Source organism: Bradyrhizobium diazoefficiens USDA 110, from assembly GCF_000011365.1.
GTDB classification, from domain to species: domain Bacteria; phylum Pseudomonadota; class Alphaproteobacteria; order Rhizobiales; family Xanthobacteraceae; genus Bradyrhizobium; species Bradyrhizobium diazoefficiens.
The window spans coordinates 1,505,175-1,530,000 of record NC_004463.1; the positions used below are offsets into that span (position 1 = coordinate 1,505,175).

The following is a 24,826-nucleotide window of genomic DNA, read 5'->3' on the forward strand; positions in this document are numbered from 1 at the left end:
TCTCCCCAATGTCGTCCTGGCGAAAGCCAGAACCCATTACCCCAGGGAGTGGTTTGGCGAAGACTCGTCGTCCGGTACGGCTATCGATTCCTAAAAGATAGGCCTCGCGGTATGGGTCCTGGCCTTCGCCAGGACGACACCGTGTATGAGGGACGAGGATCGCGTAACAGCAGTGCTACAAGTGCGGCGCGCGCTACCTCTTCTTCGCCGCCAGCGCGTCCGCCACCGCCGTGCGGATGTCGGCGACCGAGAACGGTTTTGTCACGACGTCATGCACCAGCGCGTTGAGGTTCGAGGCGCGCTCGCGCTGGTCGGCAAATCCCGTCATCAGCAAAATCGTCAGGTCGGGGAAATCGCGCGCGGCGGAGAGCGCCAGCGCGATGCCGTCCATGACCGGCATCTGGATGTCGGTGAGCAGCAAATCGAATGCGCCGTCCTCGCGGGTCAGGATCTCAAGCGCCTCGGCGCCGTCCTGCGCGGTCACGGTCTCGTGCCCGTCCATGGCGATGGCGCGCGCCACCAGCTGGCGCATCGAATCCTCGTCGTCGGCGATCAAGATTTTTGGCATGGGACCAACCTTGGGACCAACCTCCCGTGCGGACCTTGCGAGCCTGATTACACGCTGCCGCCGGCAATGTCGCGCCGGTTGAAGAAGCGAACGTCGATATTGCGGCCCTCCGGCGGCGGGGAGGCCAGGCGCGAGCGGAAGAAGGCGCGCTCGCCGGGCCGCAGCACGGTCTGCTCCAGCACCGTATTCCAAGCATAGATCTCCGCGCCCTGCGCGTCGCGCACCGCGAAGCGCAGCCGCGGGATATCGAGCGGCTTCTTGCCCTCGCCGACGATGACGCCCTCGATCACCAGCACCTGCTTACCGTCAACGGTCTCGCTGGAGAGCTTCACGTCCTTGAAGGCCAGCCCGCGCAGGTTAACGTCGAGGCCGACCATCTTGTAGAAGGCCGCGGTCTGCGGCAGCAGCCGAACCATGTCGCCGCGCCAGACGATCAGGGCCAGCACCAGCGCGCCCATGGCGGCGCAGGCGGTCGGCAGGCCGAAATGGGACTTTCGCGGCGCCGCCGTGGGGGCCTGACGCCTCACCCGTGCCCCGCGCCGGCTGAACAGGCCGCGGAACCAGGACTGGTGCTGCGCGCCGTCGACCTCGTCCTCGGCGTCCCGGGCCGCCGCCGACCACTCGTCCTCGGTCTCCTTGGCGTCCTCCTCCGGCCAGTCGCTGGCGATGGAGGGGCTGTCGACCACAGGCGTGTCAGTGGCGCCGTCGTCCTTGGCGTAGGAGTTCCACTGCTCGGCGAGGTCGGACTGGTCGTCGGCCTGGCTGGCGGCGGCCATGGCCGGGACGGACGCCTCCTCGATGGCATCCTCGGCATAGGCGACCCAGGTCTGCTTGCACCGGGAGCAGCGGACTGTCCGCCCGTTCGCCCCCAGGCTTGCAAGCTTGATGGCGTAGGATGTCGTACAATGGGGGCAGACGATATGCATGGACGAGCCTTGATGCATGAACGAGTCTTGACGATGCCAAGGTCGCGGAGACCCGGGCGTACTGGATGCTACAGGGCGACCGTTAACGAACCGGAAACCATAACGGTCGCAAAAACCGTTGATCGCGTGTGGCGGAGCGTCGCGTCGCGGCCATCGCCCCCTCTCGAACGGAGCTGAGCTTGGTTCGGTTCGAAAATGTCGGATTGCGTTACGGCCTGGGGCCGGAGATCCTGCGTGACCTCAATTTCCAGATCCCGGCGCACTCCTTCCAGTTCCTCACCGGCCCGTCCGGCGCCGGCAAGACCTCGCTCTTGCGCCTGCTGTTCCTGTCGCACCGGCCGACGCGCGGCCTCGTCAACCTGTTCGGCCACGACATCTCGCAGCTCGGCAAGGACGAGATCGCCGACTTGCGCAAGCGCATCGGCATCGTGCTCCAGGATTTCCGCCTGCTCGACCACATGACGACCTACGAGAACGTCGCGTTGCCGTTTCGCGTCATGGGCCGCAGCGAGTCGAGCTATCGCAAGGAGGTCATCGACCTCTTGCGCTGGGTCGGACTCGGCGAACGCATGGACGCGCTGCCGCCGATCCTGTCCGGCGGCGAGAAGCAGCGTGCGGCGATCGCGCGCGCCGTGATCTCGCGGCCGCAGCTTCTGCTCGCGGACGAGCCGACCGGCAGCGTCGATCCGACGCTCGGCCGCCGCCTGCTGCGCCTTTTCATCGAGCTCAACAAATCGGGCACCGCCGTCATCATTGCGACCCACGACATCGGCCTGATGGATCAGTACGAGGCGCGGCGGCTGGTGCTGCATCAGGGCCGGCTGCACGTCTATGAGTAAGCCCGACGAGCGCGGCGTGCTGGTCGACCTCGGACAGGAGCGTCCGCAGCTTCCGGCCAAGGCGCGCAACATGTCGCCGATCGTGCCGCGCGCCTCGATCCACGGCCGTGCGCTGGTTGCCGTCGTCGCCATCATGACCTTCCTCGCTTCGATGACCACGGGCACGGTGCTGCTGGTCAGCGCCTCCGCCGCCGAATGGCAGTCGGACGTCGCGAGCGAAATCACCATCCAGGTTCGTCCGCAGTCCGGGCGTGACCTCGAGCGCGACACCGCCGCGGTGACCGAGGCGATGCGCGCGCAAGCCGGTATCGTCGAGGTCAAGCCGTTCACCAAGGACGAGAGCGGCAAGCTGCTCGAGCCCTGGCTCGGCACCGGACTGTCGATGGACGATCTGCCGGTTCCGCGCATGATCATCGCGCGCGTGCAGCCCGGCACGGCGCTCGATCTCGCCGCCTTGCGCGCCCGCGTGACGCAAGTGGCGCCAAGCGCCAGTGTCGACGATCACCGCGCCTGGATCGAGCGCATGCGCTCGATGACCAACGCAACCGTGCTCGCCGGTCTCGGCATCCTCGCGCTCGTCATCATCGCGACGATCATCTCGGTCTCGTTCGCGACCCGCGGCGCCATGGCGGCGAACCGTCCGATCGTCGAGGTCCTGCATTTCGTCGGCGCCGGCGACCGCTACATCGCCAACCGCTTTCTGCGCCATTTCCTCAGGCTGGGCCTGGAGGGCGGCGTGATCGGCGGCGGCGCCGCCATGCTGGTGTTCGGCTTCTCCGAGTCGATCGCCGGCTGGTTTTCGGGGACGCCCGTCGGCGACCAGTTCGCGGCCCTGCTCGGCACCTTCTCGCTGCGGCCCTCCGGCTATGTCGTGCTCGCGGTGCAGGCGGTGCTGATCGGCGCCATCACCGCCGTCGCCTCGCGCCAGACGCTGTTCGCGACGCTGAATGATGTGGATTGAGGTTGTGCTTCTTCCTTCCCCCGTGTGGGAGAAGGTGAATAAACCGGACTCCACTTCGCCTCAAAACGTTTTAAAATCATCCGGGAAGGGATTACCGACATCGCATGACCTCGCCGACCGACGATCGATCGCCGAAATTGCCGCGCGGCTGGCTGCGCGCAGCCGTGGTGTCGACGATCGCGTTCGCCTTCGTCGGCGCGGCGGCGGGCTTCATCGCGTTCCTGTCGCAGTTGCGCGGCGCCGAGATCGCGCCGGACCGCAAGGCGGACGGCATCGTGGTCTTGACCGGCGGCTCCTCGCGGGTGTCGGATGCGATGGAGTTGCTGGCTGCCGGCTACGGCAGGCGGCTCCTGATTTCCGGGGTGCATCCGACCTCGACCGCAAGCGACATCTCGCGGACCCTGCCGGAGAACCAGTCCTTCATGACCTGCTGCGTCGACCTCGACCGCACCGCGCTCTCGACCCGCGGCAACGCGGCGGAGGCGCGGCGCTGGGCGCAGGCGCGCCGCTTCAAGTCGCTGATCGTGGTGACCTCGAACTATCACATGCCGCGCGCGCTGGTGGAATTCTCGCACGCGATGCCGGAGACGATTCTGATCCCGTTCGCCGTGGTCGGCGACAAATGGCGCGAGGAGCCGTGGTGGGCCTCGGCGTCCACCTTGCGGCTGCTGCTGTCGGAATATGTCAAATATATCGCGGCCGAAGTCAGGGTGCGGCTGGAGGATTTCGGGATTGACCTTTCGCCCGAAGTATCGGAGCAGCCTCCCGGGATGCAGCCGAAGCGGCCCGCCACTGCACAGGCCAATTGATCGGCAATTGATCGGATCGTCGATGTTCTTGATTTTCCTGCGCTCGCTCGTGTTCAACGTGCTGTTCTACGCCGTGCTGGTGTGTCTCGCGATCGTGGCGCTGCCGACCTTTGCAATGCCTCCGCGCGCCATGCTGACGGTCGCGCAATGGTGGGCGAAGGCGACGCTGGTCCTGATGCGCGCGATCTGCAACATCAAGGTGGAATTCCGCGGGCAGGAGAAGATCCCGCAGGGGCCGCTGGTGATCGTGGCAAAGCATCAGTCGTTCTGGGAAACCTTCGTGTTGCCGGGGTTCTTCGATCGCCCGATCTTCATCCTCAAGCGTCAGCTCATGCAGATCCCGGTGTTCGGTCAGTTCCTGGTCAAGACCGGGATGATCGCGATCGACCGCAAGGCCGGCGTGAAGGCGCTGCTGGACATGACGCGGCGGGCGCGCGACGCGGTGCGCAGCGGCCGCCAGCTCGTGATCTTTCCGGAAGGCACGCGCCGCGCGCCGGGCGCGCCCCCCGACTACAAGACCGGTTTTGCGCAGATCTATTCGTCCTGCGGCGTGCCGTGTCTGCCGATCGCCCTCAATTCCGGCCTGTTCTGGCCGCGCCGCACTTTCATGCGCTATCCCGGCACGCTGGTGGTGGAGTTTCTCGATCCGCTGCCGCCGGGCCTGCCGAAGGACGAGTATCTCTCCCGCGTGCAATCGGCGATCGAAGAGGCGACCGACCGCCTCGTCGAAGCGGGCCGCAAGGAGCAGGAGCAGCTGATCGGTTCGGCGCCGAGCTACGCGCCGACTGGCAGCTAGCGGCTTTCGCGATCTTCGCTCGGAGCCGGCGCGTGCAGGGAATGCGCCTCCCCATGCAGCATCGTCGCGAGCTGATGCAGTTGCGTGTCGCGAAAGCCTTCGGCCTCGATCGCCTTCACCGTCGCCGTCACGTAGTCGCGGTTGGCCCCGGACTGGCCGTGCCCCTGGAGCACGTGGCGATGCTGATCGGCGAGCGACAGCCGGCCGGCATATTGCACATGGCCGCGGTCGACGACATAAGCGAGTGCGGAGACGCGCTGCCGCGCATCGTTCTCCAGCCACACCGAACGCATCACCTCGCGATAGACCGACGTCACCTGCTCGCGTTCGCGCAAATAGGCAACGACGTCGGCACGGTTCTTTTCGGCGACGCGGAAGGCGATGCCGCGACAGGCGCCGCCGCGATCGAGCCCGAGCACCAGGCCCGGCTTCTCCGGCGTGCCGCGATGCACGAAGGAATAGACGCAGAGCGCACGATGCTCGCCGACCAGCCGCGCCGGGACGCGCTCCTCGAATTCGAAGCCCGGCCGCCACATCAGCGAGCCGTAGCCGAACACCCAGAGGTCGCCGTTGGCTGTGGTGACGGATGGGAGGGTGATTTCCGACATGGCGGGCACGGCTACCAGAACCGCGCCCCCAAGCGAAGCGAATTCTCCGCCTTTCGGAGCAAGCCAACCTCGCTTACATTTGACAAAATCTGAGGCCAAAGGGTCGCCGCATGTCCAATCTGACCGTTGCCGCAGGCCGCCGCCCCCGTTGGGGCCTTTTCATCGCTCCCATTCTCCTCCTGATCCTCGCCGTCGCGTGGAGCTGCTTCTGGTTCTACGCCGCTTCGCAGGCCGAAATCGCCGCAGACGCCTGGCGCGCGCAGGAGGCCAAGTCCGGCCGCATCTATGATTGCGCCAAGCGCTCGATCGCGGGCTTCCCGTTCCGCTTCGAGGTCCAGTGCTCCGGCGCCAGCGTCGCCCTGGTCTCGCAGAACGCGAGCAAGACGCCGTTCACGGCGAGGCTCGACAACATCCTGGTCGTCGCCCAGGTCTACGATCCCAAGCGCGTCATCGCCGAATTCTCGGCGCCGGCGACCCTCACCGACGGCGTTACGCAAAACACCTTCGTGGTGAACTGGAGCAGGGGCCGCAGCAGCGTGGTCGGCCTGCCGGCGGTGCCGGACCGCGCCTCCATCGTGTTCGACGATCCCGTCATCAACCGGCTCGACGGCAGCGTGCAGGTGCCGCTCGCGCGCGCCAAGCAGGTCGAGCTGCACGGGCGCCTCGCGGACGGATCGCCGTCCGATCATCCCGTGATCGAGACCGTGCTCCACGTCGCGCAGGGCAGCATCCAGGGTGTTCACCCCTTGCTCGCCGAGCCGTTCGAGGCGGACACGCGCGCCAAGGTCACCGGGCTCTCCGACCTCACCCCAAAGCCATGGCCGCAACGCTTCCGCGAGATCCAGGCCGCCGGCGGCCATATCGAGATCGTGCAGTCGCGGATCCAGCAGGGCGAGATGATCGCGGTCGCGGCCGGCACGCTCGGGCTCTCGGCCAATGGCCGACTCGACGGCGAATTGCAGATGACGGTGACGGGCCTCGAGCGCGTGATCCCGGCGCTGGGTATCGAGAAAATGCTGGAAGAGGGTGTGCCGCAGGCAACCCTCGACCGCGTCGCACCCGGCGTGAAGTCGCAGGATCTCAACAATCTGTTCGGCGCGCTCGATCGCGCCGTTCCCGGCCTCGGCAAGGTCATCAAGCAGAACGCCAATGCCGGCGTCGCCGCCGGCATCAATTCGATCGGCACCGAGAGCACGCTGGAAGGCAAGAAGGCCCGCAGCTTCCCGCTGAAGTTCGTCGACGGCGCCGTGCTGCTCGGCCCGGTCAAGGTCGGCCAGATTCCGCCGCTGTATTGAAACCTCTCTCGTCATTCCGGGGCGATGCGTAGCATCGAACCCGGAATCCATTTCACCGCGTGCGCTGTGGCCCAATGGATTCCGGGCTCGCCCTTCGGGCGCCCCGGAATGACAGGAGCTACGGCTTCTTCAGCGCCGCATGCGGCCGGCCGAAGTCCGGCGCCGCCGAATCCTGGCCGATCTCGACGATGCCGCGACGGATGGCGCGGGTGCGGGTGAAGTGGTCGAACAGCGCTTCGCCGTCGCCGCGCCGGATCGCGCGGGTGAGTTTTGCCAGATCCTCGGTGAAGGTGCCGAGCATCTCCAGCACGGCTTCCTTGTTGGCGAGGAAGACGTCGCGCCACATCGTCGGGTCGGACGCCGCGATGCGGGTGAAGTCGCGGAAGCCGCCGGCGGAGAACTTGATCACTTCCGATTCCGTCACCTGCGCCAGCTCGTCGGCGGTGCCGACGATGGTGTAGGCGATCAGATGCGGCAGATGGCTGGTGATCGCGAGCACGAGATCATGATGATCCGGCGTCATCACCTCGACCTTGGCACCCATCGCAGCCCAGAAGGCGCGCAAGCGATCGGTGGCCGACGCGTCGACGCCTTCCGGCGGGGTGAGGATGCACCAGCGGTTGATGAAGAGCTCGGCAAAGCCGGAATCCGGCCCCGAGTGCTCGGTGCCCGCCACGGGGTGCGCCGGCACGAAATGAACGGTCTTCGGCAGATGCGGCGCCATGTCCCTGACGATCGCGCCCTTCACAGAGCCGACGTCGGAGACGATCGCGCCGGGCTTCAGATGCGCGGCGATCTCCTGCGCCACCGGTCCGCAGGCGCCGACGGGAATGCAGAGGATGACGAGATCGGCATCCTTCACCGCTTCCGCATTGGTCGCCACGACCTGATCGACGATGCCGAGCTCGAGCACCCGCGCGCGCGTCTTCTCCGAGCGCGCGGTGGTGACGATCTCGCCGGCCAGGCCCTGGAGCTTCGCAGCGCGCGCGATCGAGCCGCCGATCAGGCCGAAGCCGATCAGGGCGATGCGCTGGAAGTGCGGCTGTACGCTCATTTGCCGGCCATGAAGTCGCGCAAACCGTCCACGACGAGGCGGTTGGCCTCCTCGGTGCCGATGGTCATGCGCAGGGAATGCGGCAGGCCGTAATTCTTCAATGCCCGCAGCACGAGGCCTCGCTTGGTGAGGAAGGCGTCGGCGTCGTCCGAGGTCCTGCCCCTGTCGGTCGGGAAGTGGATCAGCACGAAATTGGCGACGCTCGGCGTCACCTTCAGGCCGAGCTTGCCGATCTCCTCGGTGAGCCAGTTGCGCCAGGTCTCGGTGAACTGCTTCGACATCGCCTGATGCGCGGTGTCCTCGATCGCGGCGACCGCGGCATACATCGCCGGTGTCGAGACGTTGAAGGGACCGCGGATGCGGTTGACCGCGTCGATGATGTGCTCGGGCCCGAACATCCAGCCGATGCGCAGCGCGGCGAGGCCGTGGATCTTGGAGAAGGTGTGCGTCACCACGGTGTTCTCGGTGGTGGCGACGAGCTCGATGCCCATCTCGTAATCGTTGCGCGAGACGTAGTCGCAATAGGCGGCGTCCAGCACCAGCAGCACGTGCGAGGGCAGGCCGGCGCGCAGGCGCTTGACCTCGTCGAACGGAATATAGGTGCCGGTCGGGTTGTTCGGATTGGCGAGCCACACCAGCTTCGTCTTCGGCGTCACGGCCTTGAGGATGGCGTCGACGTCGCAGGTGAGGTTCTTCTCCTGTGCAATGACGTTCCTGGCGCCGACCGCCATGGTGGCGATCGGGTAGACCAGGAAGCCGTGGGTGGTGGAGATCGCCTCGTCGCCCTGGCCGAGATAGGTGTGGGCGAGCAGGTTGAGGATCTCGTCAGAGCCGGCGCCGCAGATGATGCGGTTGGGGTCGAGGCCGAAGGTGCGGCCGATGGCTTCGCGCAGCACCCGCGAGGTGCCTTCCGGATAGTCTTCCAGATGATCAGCCACCTTCTTGAAGGCCTCGATCGCCTTGGGTGAGGGGCCGAACGGCGTCTCGTTGGCCGAGAGCTTGAACACCTTGCGGCCCGGCTCCGGCACCGGGCTCTTGCCGGGCGTGTAGGGCGCAATATCGAGAATGCCGGGGTTCGGCACGGGGCAGGACATCTTCAACTCCGGAATGGCAGGCGGCTCGTAACTTACGATTTCGACCCGGTCGGGGGCACCGTATAGCGCGTCGCGTGGCTGCCGACGAGGGCCGTGGAGCGCACCGAGGCCCCCGCCTCGATCAGGGCAGCCTTGATCTTGTCGATGCTGCTCGCGCTCGTGACCGAGACCAGCAGCGCGGCGCCATCGAAGGCGGTATCGGGCACCGCCACGATGTCGGCGAGCGGCGACAGCGCCCGCGCGATCTCGGCATTCCATCCCGAGACGCGCACGCTGAAAGTCTCCACCTCCGTCACCAGGGCACTGTCGGCGACGCGTGAGATCGCGAACACGGGCAGCGCGGCCGGATGGTCGGCACGCTCGACGAAGGGCAGCCGCGCGATGATCTTCGGTGCGCCTTCTGCTTCCAGCTCCAGCCACCACGGGGTGCGGCTGGAAGTCGCCGAGACCAGCGCCAGATCGCCCTTGGATTTCGCGACCGCCTCGACCGCGGCCTGCGCGCTGAAATGCGCGACGTAAGGCACGGTGAAGCCGAAATGGAATCGCACGGAATCGCGCATCGCGGGCTCGCTCACCGAGATGTCGGCATGCACCGCGAACGGCGCCTGCACGTAAGTGAACGTCGCGATGATGACGCGCCAGATGCTCTCGACCGTGTCGAGCGGCAGGATGCCGCGATGGCGCTCCACGATCCGCCGCATCATGTCGGCCTCGCGCGCAGGCCGGAACGCCGAGCCCACCTCCTGGGTCTGCTTCACCTGGATCAGGCGGTCGATGATGTCGCCGCGCTGCATCAGGAGGCGATGCATGCCCTCGTCGATCGCGTCGATCTCCTTGCGCAATTCCTGCAACGATGGTGGCGCGGGCGGACGTTGGGACATATCTGGCAAGTGCTGTTGAGAGGCGTTCCAATGCGGGTCCATCAGGTCGGACCCGCCGCGGTCGATGTCTTGATTAGGCAGTCGGAGCGGCGAAAGCAAAGAGAAATGCAAAGGGAAATCGGGCCTTTTCGGCTGACGCGACGGGGACGAATTTGGTCAATCAGGACCGTATCTTGACGAAAACCGTCCAAGCCGTTAAGTTTTGCCTGTTCCGTGGTCATTTGAGCCGGCCGGCTTGCAGCCACGTTAAAAAACTCGCTAAACAGGCCGGGGACGCTTCCGATCCCGGCCGAACCTATCGTTCAGGCCGGGTTTTTTATGGCCTGATGCAAGTAGCGGTCTGAAGTCCGATCGCAAACGAGGTCGATGGTCAGATGGTTGGCGTCACGTCGATATCCAGTCCCGCGATCAGTGCCGATGAGCGGTCGCATGAGGTGGATCATCCGAGCTCGCTCGTCGCGCATTTCGGCGCTGATCAGCCGTTGCCGCTCGACTGCGGCATAGATCTCACCCCGTTCCAGATCGCCTACCAGACCTATGGCGAGCTCAACGCGGACCGCTCCAACGCGATCCTGATCTGCCATGCGCTGACCGGCGACCAGCATGTCGCCAATGTGCACCCCGTCACCGGCAAGCCCGGCTGGTGGGAAACCCTCGTCGGTGCGGGCCGTCCGCTCGATCCGAGCCAATACTTCATCATCTGCGCCAATGTGATCGGTGGCTGCATGGGCTCGACCGGGCCGGCCTCGATCAATCCCGCGACCGGCAAAGTGTGGGGCCTGGATTTCCCGGTCATCACCATCCCCGACATGGTTCGCGCGCAGGCGATGCTGATCGACCGGCTCGGCATCGACACGCTGTTCGCGGTGGTCGGCGGCTCGATGGGCGGCATGCAGGTGCTGCAATGGACGGCGGCCTACCCCGAGCGCGTGTATTCCGCGCTGGCAATTGCCTGCTCGACGCGGCACTCGGCGCAGAACATCGCCTTTCACGAGCTCGGTCGCCAGGCTGTGATGGCCGATCCCGACTGGCACAATGGCGGCTACGCCGATCGCGGCATCCATCCGCATCGCGGCCTTGCGGTCGCACGGATGGCGGCGCACATCACCTATCTCTCCGACGCGGCGCTGCATCGCAAGTTCGGCCGGCGCATGCAGGACCGCGACCTGCCGACCTTCTCGTTCGACGCCGACTTCCAGGTCGAGTCCTATCTGCGCTACCAAGGCTCGTCCTTTGTCGAGCGCTTCGACGCCAACTCCTATCTCTATCTAACGCGCGCGATGGACTATTTCGACATCGCCGGCGACCATGGCGGCGTGCTGGCGAAGGCGTTCGCGGGCATCAAGACGCGCTTCTGCGTGGTCTCTTTCACCAGCGACTGGCTGTTTCCGACCTCGGAATCGCGCGCGTTGGTGCATGCGCTGAATGCGTCGAGCGCGCGGGTGTCGTTCGCCGAGATCGAGACCGATCGCGGCCATGACGCCTTCCTGCTCGACGTGCCCGAATTCTTCGACATCGCCCGCGCCTTCCTGGAATCGGCCGGCAAGGCGCGCGGACTCAACGGCAGGGGTGGCTAGGATGTCAGTGCAGGAAGTGCTGCCGCTGGGCGGCCTTAGCGCGGAACAGTCCGGTCATTTTCGCGCCGACCATCTGCTCGTCGCCGAGATGGTCAAGCCGGGCTCCAAGGTGCTCGATGTCGGCTGCGGTGACGGTGATCTGCTCCAGCTTCTGGAGACCCGCGGCATCGACGGTCGCGGCATCGAATTGTCGCGCGAGGGCGTCAACCGCTGCGTCGCCAAGGGCCTCGCGGTGGTGCAGGGCGACGCCGATACCGACCTCGTGAACTATCCCGATGATGCCTTCGACTACGTGATCCTGTCGCAGACGCTCCAGGCGACGCGGCAGCCGCGTGTGGTGTTGGAAAATCTCCTGCGCATCGGCCGCCGCGCCATCGTCTCGTTCCCGAACTTCGGCTTCTGGAAGATGCGGCTCCAACTCCTGATCGGCGGCCACATGCCGCGCACCGAGAACCTGCCGGCGACCTGGTACGACACCGCCAACATCCACTTCTGCACCATCAAGGATTTCGTCGAGCTCTGCGACGAGATCAACGTCAAGATGGAACGCTCGGTGGCGCTCGATCTCTATGGCCGCCCGGTGCCGCTGAACCTGCCCTGGTGGGTGTGGAATATGTTCGGCGAGCAGGGCGTGTTTCTGCTCACGCGCGGGCAGGGGAAGTGACGCCGTAGGCGTCATTCCGGGTTCGCTCTTCGAGCGCCCCGGAATGACAGGGTAAACTATTGCGCCGCCACCGACCTCGGATCGCGCGCCGGCCAGCGACCTGCTTCCACCAGCGTGACGAACCGCTCCACGGTCTCGTTGAACAGCGCGGGCTCCTCGAGGTTGAGCACGTGCCCCGACTTCGGAAACATCGCGAGGCCCGCGGCCGGAAGATGCTTCTTCAGGAACAGGCTCGGCCCGACGCAAGGGTCATCCTCGTCGCCACAGATGATCAGCGCCGGCGTCGCGACGCCCCTGATCGCGTCCGTCATGGTGTAGATCGAGGGACGGCCGCCCTGGAAGCCGCGCATCGTGCGCGCCGATCCCCTGGCATCGTGCCGCGCCAGCGCGGCGTAGAAATCGGCGTGGCCGCGTGGGTCCTTGACCAGGAAGGGAATCCGGCTCGGTGCCTCGCGTGTGACTTTTGCCACCTCCGTGGAGCCGAGCGTCTCGAACTGCTCGGCATTGGCGCGGCATTGCCTGCGCCAGGCGTCGAGATGTTCGATCTCCGAGCCGGAGCCGACGCCGGCGAGCGTCATCGACAGCGCCCGCTGCGGCGCGTTCAGTCCGATTTGAAGCGACGAATAAGCGCCCATCGAGAGCCCGACGAGATGCGCGCGATCGATCCCGAGATGATCGAGCACCGCGAGCGCGTCGGTGTAGAAATGCGTGTAGGTGTAGACCTCGCCCTCAGGCACGTCCGACGGCGTGTAGCCGCGCGCCGAATAGGTGATGCAGCGGTGGCCGCGCGAGAAGTAGCGGATCTGCGGCTCCCAATTGGTGTAGTCGGCCGCGAACTCGTGCAGGAAAATAATCGGCGTTCCCTGGCCAGCTTCCTCGAAATAGATGCGGACGTCGTCCCTGGTCGTGGCGTGGGGCATTAACCGTTTCCCTCTCTTCTAGCCGCAGGTGGAGGATCGCAGTTAATGCTGTTGTCCGCAATGCGGCAGCGTCAGGCCGGCACCGACACAAAATCAACTCAGCTATTCACCGGCACGGTGTCTTTTTCTCGCCACATGGGGCGGCTTAACGGCCCGAGGGATGTCGGCCGCGCACGGGCCGGCTGGGAAGTGGGGGTGTCAACGAAGGATGACTAATGTTCGAGTTGTTTGCGTCTCGCCTGTCGCGTTGTGTTGTCGCGCTGGCGCTGTTCTTCGCGGCGGTCGCCGCGTTCTCGTCTCCGGCCTCGGCACGGCCGCATCGTCATAGCGCAGAGCGGCACGCTTACGCGCATCACGCCAGCAGATATCATCATTACCGGCACCAGGCCCGCAGCTCGCGCTTCGAGCGCAGCGCGGCGCAGTTGCAGGCCGGCGGATTCATGGACACGCAGGCCAGCTACGATCCGAACGCCAATAGCGGCGGCATGGGTGACACGCGCTATCTGAGCGGTGGTGACATGGCCATCGGTGGAAACGTGAGCCGCGCCGGCAAAGTGAGCCGCGCCCGTAACATGAGCCACGCTGTCAACAACAGCAGCGCCAGCGACAATGGCAGCGCCGGCAACATGGGTATGAGCAGCGGCTTCGGCGGCGGATCGGGCCTCGTGTCCGAGGCGCGCCGCTATCTCGGCGGCAACCCGACCGGGCGTGGCAGCCTGTGGTGCGCGCGCTTCATGAACATGGTGCTTGAGAAGACCGGCCACCGGGGCACCGGCTCGGACATGGCGAATTCGTTCGCGCGTTACGGCACGCGTGTCTCCGGCCCGCAGGTCGGTGCCATCGCGGTGATGTCGCGCGGCGGCCGGGGCGGCCACGTTGGCATCATCACCGGCGTCGACGCGCAGGGAAATCCGATCATGATCTCCGGCAACAACGGCAACCGCGTCCGCGAGGCGCCGGTCTCGCGCGGCCGCATCTATGCGTATGTGATGCCGAACTGAGGTGAGGGAGCGTAGGGTGGGCAAAGGCGCGTTAGCGCCGTGCCCACCATCTCGCTCCGCAGAGATAAAGTTGGTGGGCACGCTTCGCTTTGCCCACCCTACGAAGCTCACACCAGCTTCGGCTCTTCCACCGCGACCGCATCCCCCACGCCGATCTCGCCATCGGTGATCACCTCGGCATAGATGCCGCAGTCCATATGTCCGAGATACCGCGAGAGCGTCGGCGGGATTTCGAGGTCGCGCATTGCGGTCTCCGGATCGACATTGGTGGCCGGGCAGCGGACGATGCGCTTGACCACCTTCAGCCGGGCCTGACCGATCGCGAGCGTCTGGCCGACGAGGTCGAGCTCGGACCAGGCCGGCCAGCCCTTCACGTAGAGATTGGCGCGGAAGCGCAGGGGATGCACGGCGGTGCCGCCGAGCATGGTCTCGATCGCGCGGACGCTGTCCAGATTGATGATGGAGACGACCTTGCGGGCGACGTCGGAAAAGCTGTGGTCGCGGCCCGACAGGACTTTCGGTGGGCCCTTCAACTCCGGCTGGAAGTTCTCGGTGAAATAGCGCTCGATGGCGGCGCGCCCGGCGGCGGTCTCCAGATCGCCGCTGGCGACGATCTGGCCGTCCTTGCGGATGGTCAGGCGGTTGGTCGCGTCCTCGAACCGGCTGTCGAGCGAAGCCAGCCGCTCATTGCGCGCCAGCATCAGAAACTGGATTTTCGGCTTCCAGGCCGGCGCCTCGGGATCGAACCCGCTCGGGCCGTTCTCGATGGCGTAGCGGCGGTCGGCGGGCAGGGTCTGGCCGACCCGCAAGGCAACGCGGGGCAGGGGTTCCGGGGTGAGGCCCTTGATGGGATAGCGGTAGAGGCCGGTAATCTCGGCGGTCTGGCTGGCTGTCATGGCGCTACTTAGGGGATTCGGCCACGCCGCGCCAAGCGGGCCGATGCGCGCACGAAATTGTGAAGACGCCTCTTTCGCTCCCGCAGCCCGCTTCCCACATCTGCCTCAGGCCGGCGGCAGCGTCGGTAAATAACGACCGTTACCGGTTGAGAAACGTCAATGCGGTAATCGGAAACCCAATGAAGATGCCGTTTGGAGTGCCTTAGAGGGCTCCATGGGCAGGCCGAGGGAAAGAAAAGATGAACATCGAGAAGTATACCGAACGCTCCAGGGGCTTCATCCAGTCCGCGCAGTCGCTTGCGGTGCGCGAGGGGCACCAGCAGTTTTCGACCCTGCACGTTCTGAAAGTGCTGCTGGACGACAATGAGGGGCTCGCTGCCGGTCTGATCGACCGTGCCGGCGGCAACTCCCGCGCAATTTTGAAGGCGACCGAGGACGCCCTGAACAAGGTGCCGAAGGTCTCCGGCGGCGGCGCCGGGCAGATCTATCTGGCGCCCGAGCTCGCACGCACCTTCGATGCCGCCGAAAAGGCCGGCGAGAAGGCCGGCGACAGTTTTGTCACCGTCGAGCGGCTGCTGCTCGGCCTCACGCTGGAGAAGACCAGCGAGGCCGGCACGATCCTCAGCAAGGGTGGTGTCACCCCGCAAAACCTCAACGCGGCGATCGAGGCCCTGCGCAAGGGCCGCACGGCCGACTCGGCGACCGCCGAGAACGCCTATGACGCGCTGAAGAAATATGCCCGCGACCTGACCCAGGCCGCGCGCGACGGCAAGCTCGACCCGGTCATCGGCCGCGACGAGGAGATCCGCCGCACCATCCAGGTGCTCTCGCGCCGGACCAAGAACAATCCCGTCCTGATCGGTGAGCCCGGCGTCGGCAAGACCGCCATCGCCGAGGGCCTCGCGCTGCGCATCGTCAACGGTGACGTGCCGGAGAGCCTGAAGGACAAGAAGCTGCTCTCGCTCGACTTGGGCGCACTGATCGCCGGCGCGAAATACCGCGGCGAGTTCGAGGAACGGCTGAAGGCCGTGCTCCAGGAGGTGACCGGGAGCGAGGGCACCTTTATCCTGTTCATCGACGAGATGCACACGCTGATCGGGGCCGGCAAGGGCGACGGCGCGATGGACGCATCGAACCTGCTGAAGCCGGCGCTCGCCCGCGGCGAGCTGCACTGCATCGGCGCGACCACGCTCGACGAGTATCAGAAGCATGTCGAGAAGGACGCGGCGCTGGCGCGGCGCTTCCAGCCGATCTTCGTCAGCGAGCCCTCGGTCGAGGACACCATCTCGATCCTGCGCGGACTGAAGGACAAGTACGAGCAGCACCATGGCGTGCGGATCACCGATTCCGCGCTTGTTGCCTCCGCGACATTGTCCAACCGCTACATCACCGACCGCTTCCTGCCGGACAAGGCGATCGACCTCATGGACGAGGCCGCCGCGCGCCTGAAGATGCAGGTCGATTCGAAGCCGGAGGAGCTCGATTCGATGGATCGGGAAATCATCCGGCTGAAGATCGAACAGGAAGCATTGAAGAAGGAGAGCGACGCCGGTTCGAAGAGCCGCCTGCAGACGCTTGAAAAGGAACTCGTCGAGCTCGAGGAAAAATCCGCGTCGTTGACGGCGCGCTGGAGCGCGGAGAAGAACAAGCTCTCCGATGCGCAGAAGCTCAAGGCCGAGCTCGACGGCTTGCGTGTCGAGCTCGCCAATGCCCAGCGCCGCGGCGAATTCCAGAAGGCCGGCGAGCTGGCCTATGGCCGGATCCCCGAGCTCGAACGGCAGCTCGCGGACATCGAGGCCAAGGAGAACTCCGGCGAGATGATGGAGGAGGCGGTCACCGCCAATCACATCGCGCAGGTGGTCTCGCGCTGGACCGGCGTGCCCGTCGACAAGATGCTGGAGGGCGAGAAGGACAAGCTTCTGAAGATGGAGGACTCCCTCGGCAAGCGCGTCGTCGGCCAGGCCGAAGCCGTCCATGCGGTCGCAACCGCCGTGCGCCGCTCCCGCGCCGGCCTCCAGGACCCGAACCGGCCGATGGGCTCGTTCATGTTCTTGGGCCCCACCGGCGTCGGCAAGACCGAGCTGACCAAGGCCCTGGCGGAGTACCTGTTCAACGACGAGACCGCGATGGTCCGCCTCGACATGTCCGAGTACATGGAGAAGCATTCGGTCTCGCGGCTGATCGGCGCGCCTCCGGGCTATGTCGGCTATGACGAGGGCGGCGCGCTCACCGAAGCGGTGCGGCGCCGGCCCTACCAGGTCGTGCTGTTCGACGAGATCGAGAAGGCGCATCCTGACGTCTTCAACGTCCTGTTGCAGGTGCTCGACGACGGCCGCCTGACCGATGGCCAGGGCCGCACCGTCGATTTCCGCAACACGCTGATCATCATGACCTCGAACCTCGGTTCGGAGTTCTTGGTGAATCAACCCGAGGGCGAAGACACGTCGGCCGTGCGCGAGCAGGTGATGGGAATGGTGCGGGGACATTTCCGCCCCGAATTCCTCAACCGTGTCGACGAGATCATCCTGTTCCATCGCTTGCAGAGGAGCGAGATGGGCCGGATCGTCGAGATCCAGTTCGCCCGGCTGCAGAAGCTGCTGACCGATCGCAAGATCGTGCTGACGCTCGACGGCGCGGCCCGCGACTGGCTCGCCGCCAAGGGCTGGGATCCCGCCTACGGCGCACGGCCGCTCAAGCGGGTGATCCAGCGCTACCTCCAGGACCCGCTCGCCGAGATGATCCTGGCCGGCGACGTCAAGGACGGCGACAACGTCGCGATCTCGTCCGAAGGCAACGTGCTGACCTTCAACGGCAAGGCCCCGCAAACCGCGGAGATCGCCCAGTTCGAGGCGCCGGCGTCGAAGCGGAAGCTGAACTGAGCGTCATCGCTGCCTGAAACGACAGATCGCCCCGGAGAGGTTCACTTCTCCGGGGCGAATTGTTTTGGGCTGATCCTAGCCGACGGCGGACGCGGAGCCGGGCTCGGCCGGTCCAGCCTCGTCGTCTTCTTCTTCAAGCTCGGACAGGATATCGACCAGCTCGCGCACCCGTCCCTGCGCCAGCGGTCGCAAATCGTTGATCAACGGCTCGTCATTGGCGAGCCAGGCCTGGGCTTCGGCGAGCTCCTCGACGGTCGCGCCGGTCCCGATAATCTGGGCAATGGTGACCTCGTCGGCCCGATCCACGGCCTTGACGACATCGTCGCGTGAGAGGCGCGTCATGGGGCGATCCTCCTGCTGGTCGGTCCCGTTAGCCTCTAACCGGGAACCCGCGCGCCGGTTCCCCCGCAGCCGGATTCCGCTGGCAGACGCTACTTCTTCACCGCCTTGTAGATCGCATTCTCGATGTCGGAGGAAAAATAGATGACGCCGGTGGCGCCGATGGCGACGCCGGTCGGGATGTGGGTCGGCAGGCCGCCGGGTGCGCCCGCAAGGCCGATCGGGAGATCGGCCGCGATCTCGGTGATCTTGCCGTCCTCCGGCGTGATCTCGATCAGCCGCCTGGCGCCGACTTCCGCCACGATCAGCTTGCCGTCGCTGGTACGTGCGAGGCCCTCGGGCATCTTCAACTCCTTTACGAGCACGGTCTTCTCGCCGTTTTGCTCGATCTTGGACACGACACCCGCGAAGGCTTCGGTGACATAGACCTCGCCACGCGATCCGGCGACGAGCCCCACCGGACCCTCGAGGTCGCCGATCAGCGTGGTGCGGTCCTTGCCGTGCTCGCCGCTGACGCGGACCAGCGATTTGGTGCCGAGCTCGGCCACCAGGATGCTGCCGTCCTCGAGCACGATCGCATCATGCGGCGCCTTGAAGTCATGCAGCATGTCGCGCGTCGCGCCGGTCTTGTTGTCGATCACCTGCACCGTGCCGGTGAACCAGCTCGACAGGATCACGTCGTTGCCCTTTGCCGTCGCGCTCATCGGATATTCGAGCGTGACGCCGGCGGCATGCATGCGCGCCTTCTCGGTGACCTCGCCGGTCGTACCGTCCACGGTGCGATAGGCGAACACGTCGGCGACGTGGATCGTATCCTTGCCATTCTCCGAGGTGACGCCGATGCCGCCGGGCAACGCGAGCTTGCCGATGATGATTTGCTTGGCCTGGCCGCTGGCCGGATCGACTTCCTGGATGCCGTTGTCGGCCATGTTGGAGACGTAGATGCGGTCCTTCTCGTCGATCGCGAGGTTGTCCAGCGACGGCTTCAGCTGCGCGACCATGGTCTTGGCGCCCGACTTGGGATCGACCCGAACGAGCTGGCCGAGCGCGGTGTCGACCACCCACAGATTGCCCTTGGAATCGAAATTCACCGCGGCCGGGACCTTGAAGCCGTCGGCAACCACCGTCAGCTCGGCCTTGTCGACGTCGACCTTGGCGACCTGTCCCTTGAACCAGAGCGGGCCGTAGAGCTTGTCGTCGGGACCGAACTCGAAGCCGTTGAGGCCGCCCATCTTCTCCATGATCTGACGCGGCGGTTTGACGCCTTCGACGTCGATCTCGTAGAGCGTGTCGCCGAGGAAGACCGTCGTGGCGTAGAGCCTGCCGTCCTTGCGGAAGGCCAGCGAATTGATGCCGGGAAGGCCGGAGGCGAGCTTCTTGATCGGGCCGTCGCCCTTGCGCGAATAGAGATCGCCGGCCAGGAAGCCGGTCCAGGCCATGGTGCCGTCGGGCGCGAATGCGATGTCGTCGGCCATTCCGATCGGAGCCGGGATTGCAACCTTGGCGGTACCGCTAGCGATATCCACCTCGTAGAGCATGGCGCCGGCGACGCTGCCGGCAAACAGATGGCCGGCCTTGTCGATCCCGAGCCCATGCACGCCATGGAACGCCGAGCCGGGGACGAGTTTCGTGACCTCCCAAATCTCCGGTAATTTCTGGGCTGACGCGCTCGTGGTGCAGAAAATCGCAGCAATGACGGCTGTGCAGGCAAGCCTGTTCTTCATGGCGTGACCTCCCATTTTTGGAAAGTATTCGCCCGTCATCCGGCTTTGGCAAACGAAACTTGACGTTGTGTCGCCGTAAAGCGGCGCCGCTTCGAAAGCGTCCCATTCAACCGTGTTGGTGAAGATGTCCGGTCGATGTCGGCCGGTTGCCGGCCTACCGGTTGGTGACCTGCAACGGTCCGCCGGTCGCATCCGAGATACGGGCGATGGCGCCGCCCCGGCCGCTCATCATGCCGTCGAGCCGGTCGCGCTCCTTCTCGAAGCCGGCCAGCATCGGGCCTTCCAGCGATCGGCCGCGCGGCAGTTTCACGCGCAGCGGATCGACGAAGCGGCCGTTCACGAGGATTTCGTAGTGCACGTGCGGGCCGGTCGACGCGCCGGTCGAGCCGACGAAGCCGATGACCTGGCCCTGGCGGACCTTCTTGCCGGCTTCCATGCCCTTGGCGAAGGCCGACATGTGGCCATAGGCCGTCTCGTACCCGTTGTTGTGCTTGATGCGGATGTATTTGCCGTATCCGCCCTCAGTGCCGGCCTTCTCGATCACGCCGTTGCCGGAGGCGAAGATCGGCGTGCCGTAGGCGGTGGCCCAGTCGACGCCGGTGTGCATCTTCACATAGCCGAGGATCGGATGGCGGCGGCCGCCGAAGCCGGAGCGCATGATGGCGTTGTTGACGGGCTTCCTGACCAGGAACTTCTTCGCGCTCTTGCCGCTCTCGTCGTAGTAGTCGACGACGCCGTCGTCGGGACTCTGGTAGCGGTAGTATTTCTTGGTCTCGCCGCCGACCGTGAGGGAAGCGAACAGAACGTCGTTCTTTTCGTTCGACGTCACGCCCTCGTCTTCGCCGGCGTAGAACACGTCGAAGGAATCGCCAGGCTGCACCTTGCGCTGGAAATCGACGTCGTAGGAGTAGATCTTGATCATGTCGTCGATGACCGGCATCGGCACTTTGTTGCGCATCGCGGTCTCGTAGATGCTTTGGTAGAGCCGCACGCCGGTGCCGTCATCGTCGTCATCGTCGTCGCTGTTGGCGTTGGCCGTGGCATCAGCGACGGTGTTCATGCTGGAGACGTCGACCGCGACGTATTTGCCGAGGTCGGACAGCGCCGCGATCGCCTCGACCATGGTGTCGTTTGCAACCACGACGCGATAGGGCTGGAGCCGGGCGCCGGGGCTTGCGGGCGCCATCAGGATGCGGAGCTTCTCGCCTTCCTTCAGGCCGCCGTCGCGGCCGCGCGGGCCGAGCGTCGCGGCGATCGCCTTGATCTCGTCCGCCGTGGCGCCGAGATCGCGCAGGACGGAGGCGACGCTGTCGCCCTTCTTGACCAGATGGACGCGCTCGCCGTTGGGATTGCCGCCGGTGATCTGCTCCTTGGTCTTCGGCAGCAGCGTGACGTTTTCCGGCACCACGCGCGTCTCGAAGCCGGCATAGGGATCCGACGGCGACACTTCGGTGGCGTAGGCCATCTTCATGTCGGACGCGCCGGAAACGTCGGCGGTGGCATTGGCGAGCGAGGCGTAGCGCACCCCGCCATTGCCGCGCCAGTTGGCGGCATCGCGGACCCGCATCAGGATGTCGTCGAGCGCCACCACCGCGGAAATCTTGGCCTTCGGCAGCACCGGCGACAGGTCCTTGGTGACGAAGGAGACCTCGGCGTCGGGTTCGACCGCTTCGGGGTTGTTGGGATCGTCGGCGGCGGTCTTCGGATCGGAGCCGACGTCGGTGAGAAGGCGCTGGGCGTTGAACGGCGGAATTTTTGCCGACAGGTCGCTCGTCGTCATCGACAGATTGCCGGCGATCCGGACGAAGGGACGCACCCGCATCACGTCGCGATTGCCGACGCGGGCCACCGTGGAGACGCGCACGATGTTGCGCGATGCGGTGGATTCGTTCGGTGGCGGCAGGCGGTCGCTCTTGTGCAGCGTGGCGGCGCGATCAGCTGCGCCAAACGCGCCACGCAGCGCGCCTTCGACCCGCTCCGGCACCTTGGCGAAGGTCATCTCGCCGTCGAGCGAAGCGAAAACGGCGCCGCCGATCAGGGCTGCGCCGCAAAGTCCGGTCAGAATTGTCCCGCTGAACCATTGGACCGAAACACGACGGCGGTCGATGACGGCGGCTTCGGAACCATCGACGGAAAGCGGCGGCTCGTGGCCGAGATCGATGATCCCGGTCTCACGCCCGTAAGCGCCGCGTGACGTCCTGTGGTTCAACCCAAGTCCCCCAATCAACGACCCAAGAGGCCCATACCAGCCCGGTTTCGAGCCCCTCCCTGGTCGCCCTCTTGGAGGGGCATCGCAGGAAACGGCAAGCCGCACAGGCGCTCGCGGTCAGAAGGCCCTGATGACGGGCCGGCCGAAATTACGAACAGCTAAGCGGAAAAAGATCTCTCGATGTCTCTCGAATGTCTGAAGAAGGCCGCTTCATCGTATGATCGCCTTCCTCTGACCCCACGCAAACCGCCGGCAGCCCCCACTGGCATCCCCGCGATTCAAGCTTGTCTCTTATCAGAACGCCGCGGGATTGTGGCTCTAGTACGGCGCCTAATATGGAAAAAGTTTCCTGAAGGGGCGACCGGCCGAGCCCGTCCGGGGAGGGCGCCCGAAGCCGCTTCCGGAGCCCCTCCGAAGCCCTTCCGGAGCTCCCTGGGGCGCAAACTTTTTTTGAGATTTTTTGCGGCGCGGCCGCGGTCGGCGCGCTCATGCCCTCTCTAATCGACGGGAATCACTGGATTTTTTTCAACAATCCACTGTGCGACGATTTGTTGACGATTGGCGTTGACAGCCCGGAAGGTGGGGCCTATAACCCCAACCACTGAGCGCGGCGCCGCCGGGTCACTGACCAAGGCGAGCGAACGCGCCACTGATGCTCCTCACCTTGTTGAGTGACACAACAGCCGACACCAGTCGGTTGGAGTTCATCCATCGTCGGTAAGGGTGTCGGAACCCTTCCTCTCAGGAAGGTTGGGGCCTCTCCGGTCCCGGGCTGTTTGACAAGTGAAGATGAAGAAAGAGAAACGTGGACGGCGGAGTCCTTGCGGGTCTCGGCTCTGAAAAGCTTCGGCTTTTCTGATCGAGACCGGACGAAAGACTTCGGCGGTACACGTTTTAAAGGAAACACCATCGTTGCCAGCGATGTGAATCGCAGGCAGCTCGTCGATTTCGGTCGATGAAAAATGGTGGGACCTCGTCAAACGTTGTGATCAGCCGGTTCAAAGTTCAAGTCCAACTTGAGAGTTTGATCCTGGCTCAGAGCGAACGCTGGCGGCAGGCTTAACACATGCAAGTCGAGCGGGCGTAGCAATACGTCAGCGGCAGACGGGTGAGTAACGCGTGGGAACGTACCTTTTGGTTCGGAACAACACAGGGAAACTTGTGCTAATACCGGATAAGCCCTTACGGGGAAAGATTTATCGCCGAAAGATCGGCCCGCGTCTGATTAGCTAGTTGGTAGGGTAACGGCCTACCAAGGCGACGATCAGTAGCTGGTCTGAGAGGATGATCAGCCACATTGGGACTGAGACACGGCCCAAACTCCTACGGGAGGCAGCAGTGGGGAATATTGGACAATGGGGGCAACCCTGATCCAGCCATGCCGCGTGAGTGATGAAGGCCCTAGGGTTGTAAAGCTCTTTTGTGCGGGAAGATAATGACGGTACCGCAAGAATAAGCCCCGGCTAACTTCGTGCCAGCAGCCGCGGTAATACGAAGGGGGCTAGCGTTGCTCGGAATCACTGGGCGTAAAGGGTGCGTAGGCGGGTCTTTAAGTCAGGGGTGAAATCCTGGAGCTCAACTCCAGAACTGCCTTTGATACTGAAGATCTTGAGTTCGGGAGAGGTGAGTGGAACTGCGAGTGTAGAGGTGAAATTCGTAGATATTCGCAAGAACACCAGTGGCGAAGGCGGCTCACTGGCCCGATACTGACGCTGAGGCACGAAAGCGTGGGGAGCAAACAGGATTAGATACCCTGGTAGTCCACGCCGTAAACGATGAATGCCAGCCGTTAGTGGGTTTACTCACTAGTGGCGCAGCTAACGCTTTAAGCATTCCGCCTGGGGAGTACGGTCGCAAGATTAAAACTCAAAGGAATTGACGGGGGCCCGCACAAGCGGTGGAGCATGTGGTTTAATTCGACGCAACGCGCAGAACCTTACCAGCCCTTGACATGTCCAGGACCGGTCGCAGAGATGTGACCTTCTCTTCGGAGCCTGGAACACAGGTGCTGCATGGCTGTCGTCAGCTCGTGTCGTGAGATGTTGGGTTAAGTCCCGCAACGAGCGCAACCCCCGTCCTTAGTTGCTACCATTTAGTTGAGCACTCTAAGGAGACTGCCGGTGATAAGCCGCGAGGAAGGTGGGGATGACGTCAAGTCCTCATGGCCCTTACGGGCTGGGCTACACACGTGCTACAATGGCGGTGACAATGGGATGCTAAGGGGCGACCCTTCGCAAATCTCAAAAAGCCGTCTCAGTTCGGATTGGGCTCTGCAACTCGAGCCCATGAAGTTGGAATCGCTAGTAATCGTGGATCAGCACGCCACGGTGAATACGTTCCCGGGCCTTGTACACACCGCCCGTCACACCATGGGAGTTGGCTTTACCTGAAGACGGTGCGCTAACCAGCAATGGAGGCAGCCGGCCACGGTAGGGTCAGCGACTGGGGTGAAGTCGTAACAAGGTAGCCGTAGGGGAACCTGCGGCTGGATCACCTCCTTTCTAAGGATGATCCTTCAGCGAGCTTCGGCTCACTATCGGATCGTTTTAGAAACATCAGTGGCCAACAGTCGTCAGGATTGTTGAGCTGCATTGGCGGGATTTCGCCGTCTTCGTTTCTCTTTCTTCGCGGACGAACACGCGCCGGGGCTGCGTTGTGCGATTGCATTTGGCGCTAGTCGCCGGTTGCTGCACGCCAAGACCCTAGTCCTTGATAGGATAGCGTTAGGGGCTTGTAGCTCAGTTGGTTAGAGCGCGCGCTTGATAAGCGTGAGGTCGGAAGTTCAA

The 24,826-nt window shown here is 64.7% G+C and carries 20 protein-coding genes, 1 tRNA gene, 1 rRNA gene and 1 riboswitch (1 of these 23 running past the window's edge); of the genes, 11 read left to right on the forward strand and 11 right to left on the reverse strand.

The annotated features are described in order from the left end of the window. Window positions 1–193 precede the first annotated feature (193 nt). Together BJA_RS07070 and BJA_RS07075 are read right to left on the reverse strand one after the other, a co-directional pair. Complete coding sequence (locus BJA_RS07070; RefSeq protein WP_011084205.1) at window positions 194–568, reverse strand: response regulator; 375 nt, start codon at window positions 566–568, stop codon at window positions 194–196. A gap of 47 nt (window positions 569–615) precedes the next feature. Then, complete coding sequence (locus tag BJA_RS07075; protein WP_038965355.1) at window positions 616–1,494, reverse strand: MJ0042-type zinc finger domain-containing protein; 879 nt, start codon at window positions 1,492–1,494, stop codon at window positions 616–618. A gap of 179 nt (window positions 1,495–1,673) precedes the next feature. On the opposite strand from BJA_RS07075, the gene ftsE reads away from it, so the two are divergent. From ftsE to BJA_RS07095, 4 genes are all read left to right on the forward strand, one after another. Next, window positions 1,674–2,333: a cell division ATP-binding protein FtsE gene (gene ftsE, locus BJA_RS07080; RefSeq protein WP_027544305.1), complete on the forward strand. Its 660-nt coding sequence runs from the start codon at window positions 1,674–1,676 to the stop codon at window positions 2,331–2,333. Beyond that, window positions 2,326–3,294: a cell division protein FtsX gene (locus tag BJA_RS07085; RefSeq protein ID WP_011084208.1), complete on the forward strand. Its 969-nt coding sequence runs from the start codon at window positions 2,326–2,328 to the stop codon at window positions 3,292–3,294. Before ftsE ends, BJA_RS07085 begins: the two co-directional genes overlap by 8 nt. Before the next feature lie 104 nt (window positions 3,295–3,398). Beyond that, window positions 3,399–4,103 carry a YdcF family protein gene (locus BJA_RS07090; protein WP_011084209.1) on the forward strand — a complete coding sequence of 235 codons (705 nt, stop codon included), beginning with the start codon at window positions 3,399–3,401 and terminating at the stop codon, window positions 4,101–4,103. Window positions 4,104–4,125: 22 nt separating this feature from the next. Further along, window positions 4,126–4,899: a lysophospholipid acyltransferase family protein gene (locus BJA_RS07095; RefSeq protein WP_011084210.1), complete on the forward strand. Its 774-nt coding sequence runs from the start codon at window positions 4,126–4,128 to the stop codon at window positions 4,897–4,899. On the opposite strand, the gene BJA_RS07100 is transcribed toward BJA_RS07095, so the two are convergent. Continuing rightward, window positions 4,896–5,507 (reverse strand): gamma-glutamylcyclotransferase, encoded by a 612-nt coding sequence (locus BJA_RS07100; RefSeq protein ID WP_028173537.1) that lies wholly within the window; start codon window positions 5,505–5,507, stop codon window positions 4,896–4,898. The genes BJA_RS07095 and BJA_RS07100 overlap by 4 nt on opposite strands. A gap of 110 nt (window positions 5,508–5,617) precedes the next feature. Here BJA_RS07100 and BJA_RS07105 point away from each other — a divergent pair, with 110 nt between their 5' ends. Beyond that, entirely contained in the window at window positions 5,618–6,802 is a 1,185-nt protein-coding gene (locus BJA_RS07105; protein ID WP_011084212.1) for a DUF2125 domain-containing protein, read from the forward strand. Between the two features lie 118 nt (window positions 6,803–6,920). On the opposite strand, the gene BJA_RS07110 is transcribed toward BJA_RS07105, so the two are convergent. The 3 genes from BJA_RS07110 to BJA_RS07120 are packed head-to-tail and all read right to left on the reverse strand — an operon-like array spanning window position 6,921 to window position 9,831. Further along, complete coding sequence (locus tag BJA_RS07110; protein ID WP_011084213.1) at window positions 6,921–7,856, reverse strand: prephenate/arogenate dehydrogenase family protein; 936 nt, start codon at window positions 7,854–7,856, stop codon at window positions 6,921–6,923. After that, entirely contained in the window at window positions 7,853–8,950 is a 1,098-nt protein-coding gene (gene hisC, locus BJA_RS07115) for a histidinol-phosphate transaminase (RefSeq protein ID WP_011084214.1), read from the reverse strand. The genes BJA_RS07110 and hisC overlap by 4 nt, the downstream gene beginning before the upstream one ends. 32 nt (window positions 8,951–8,982) lie before the next feature. Continuing rightward, complete coding sequence (locus BJA_RS07120) at window positions 8,983–9,831, reverse strand: chorismate mutase (protein ID WP_011084215.1); 849 nt, start codon at window positions 9,829–9,831, stop codon at window positions 8,983–8,985. 203 nt (window positions 9,832–10,034) lie between these two features. After that, window positions 10,035–10,114: riboswitch (SAM riboswitch) on the forward strand. A gap of 91 nt (window positions 10,115–10,205) precedes the next feature. On the opposite strand from BJA_RS07120, the gene metX reads away from it, so the two are divergent. Then, the gene (metX, locus tag BJA_RS07125; RefSeq protein ID WP_011084216.1) at window positions 10,206–11,408 is read left to right on the forward strand and encodes a homoserine O-acetyltransferase MetX; all 1,203 of its coding nucleotides are present in this window, start codon (window positions 10,206–10,208) and stop codon (window positions 11,406–11,408) included. 1 nt (window position 11,409) lies between these two features. Next, window positions 11,410–12,072, forward strand: coding sequence for a methionine biosynthesis protein MetW (gene metW, locus BJA_RS07130; RefSeq protein WP_028173533.1), 663 nt, complete (start codon window positions 11,410–11,412; stop codon window positions 12,070–12,072). Between the two features lie 56 nt (window positions 12,073–12,128). Here metW and BJA_RS07135 read toward each other — a convergent pair whose 3' ends face one another. Then, a complete protein-coding gene (locus BJA_RS07135; protein WP_011084218.1) occupies window positions 12,129–12,992 on the reverse strand; it encodes an alpha/beta fold hydrolase in 864 nt (287 codons plus the stop codon). Between the two features lie 215 nt (window positions 12,993–13,207). Between BJA_RS07135 and BJA_RS07140 the strand changes: the two genes are divergently transcribed. Continuing rightward, the gene (locus tag BJA_RS07140; RefSeq protein ID WP_011084219.1) at window positions 13,208–13,993 is read left to right on the forward strand and encodes a TIGR02594 family protein; all 786 of its coding nucleotides are present in this window, start codon (window positions 13,208–13,210) and stop codon (window positions 13,991–13,993) included. A 107-nt stretch (window positions 13,994–14,100) separates the two neighbouring features. On the opposite strand, the gene BJA_RS07145 is transcribed toward BJA_RS07140, so the two are convergent. Continuing rightward, a complete protein-coding gene (locus tag BJA_RS07145; RefSeq protein WP_011084220.1) occupies window positions 14,101–14,889 on the reverse strand; it encodes an MOSC domain-containing protein in 789 nt (262 codons plus the stop codon). 239 nt (window positions 14,890–15,128) lie between these two features. Here BJA_RS07145 and clpB point away from each other — a divergent pair, with 239 nt between their 5' ends. Beyond that, complete coding sequence (gene clpB / locus BJA_RS07150) at window positions 15,129–17,768, forward strand: ATP-dependent chaperone ClpB (protein ID WP_011084221.1); 2,640 nt, start codon at window positions 15,129–15,131, stop codon at window positions 17,766–17,768. A 75-nt stretch (window positions 17,769–17,843) separates the two neighbouring features. Here the strand turns inward: clpB and BJA_RS07155 are convergent, their stop codons facing one another. The 3 genes from BJA_RS07155 to BJA_RS07165 form a co-directional block, all read right to left on the reverse strand. Further along, window positions 17,844–18,110 carry a hypothetical protein gene (locus BJA_RS07155; protein ID WP_011084222.1) on the reverse strand — a complete coding sequence of 89 codons (267 nt, stop codon included), beginning with the start codon at window positions 18,108–18,110 and terminating at the stop codon, window positions 17,844–17,846. A gap of 89 nt (window positions 18,111–18,199) precedes the next feature. Further along, window positions 18,200–19,831: an SMP-30/gluconolactonase/LRE family protein gene (locus tag BJA_RS07160; RefSeq protein ID WP_038965356.1), complete on the reverse strand. Its 1,632-nt coding sequence runs from the start codon at window positions 19,829–19,831 to the stop codon at window positions 18,200–18,202. Between the two features lie 154 nt (window positions 19,832–19,985). After that, entirely contained in the window at window positions 19,986–22,040 is a 2,055-nt protein-coding gene (locus BJA_RS07165) for a M23 family metallopeptidase (RefSeq protein ID WP_038965357.1), read from the reverse strand. 1,012 nt (window positions 22,041–23,052) lie between these two features. Here BJA_RS07165 and BJA_RS07170 point away from each other — a divergent pair. Further along, window positions 23,053–24,541, forward strand: a 16S ribosomal RNA gene (locus BJA_RS07170). Between the two features lie 226 nt (window positions 24,542–24,767). Then, a tRNA-Ile gene (locus BJA_RS07175) sits at window positions 24,768–24,826 on the forward strand; it runs 18 nt beyond the window's last position.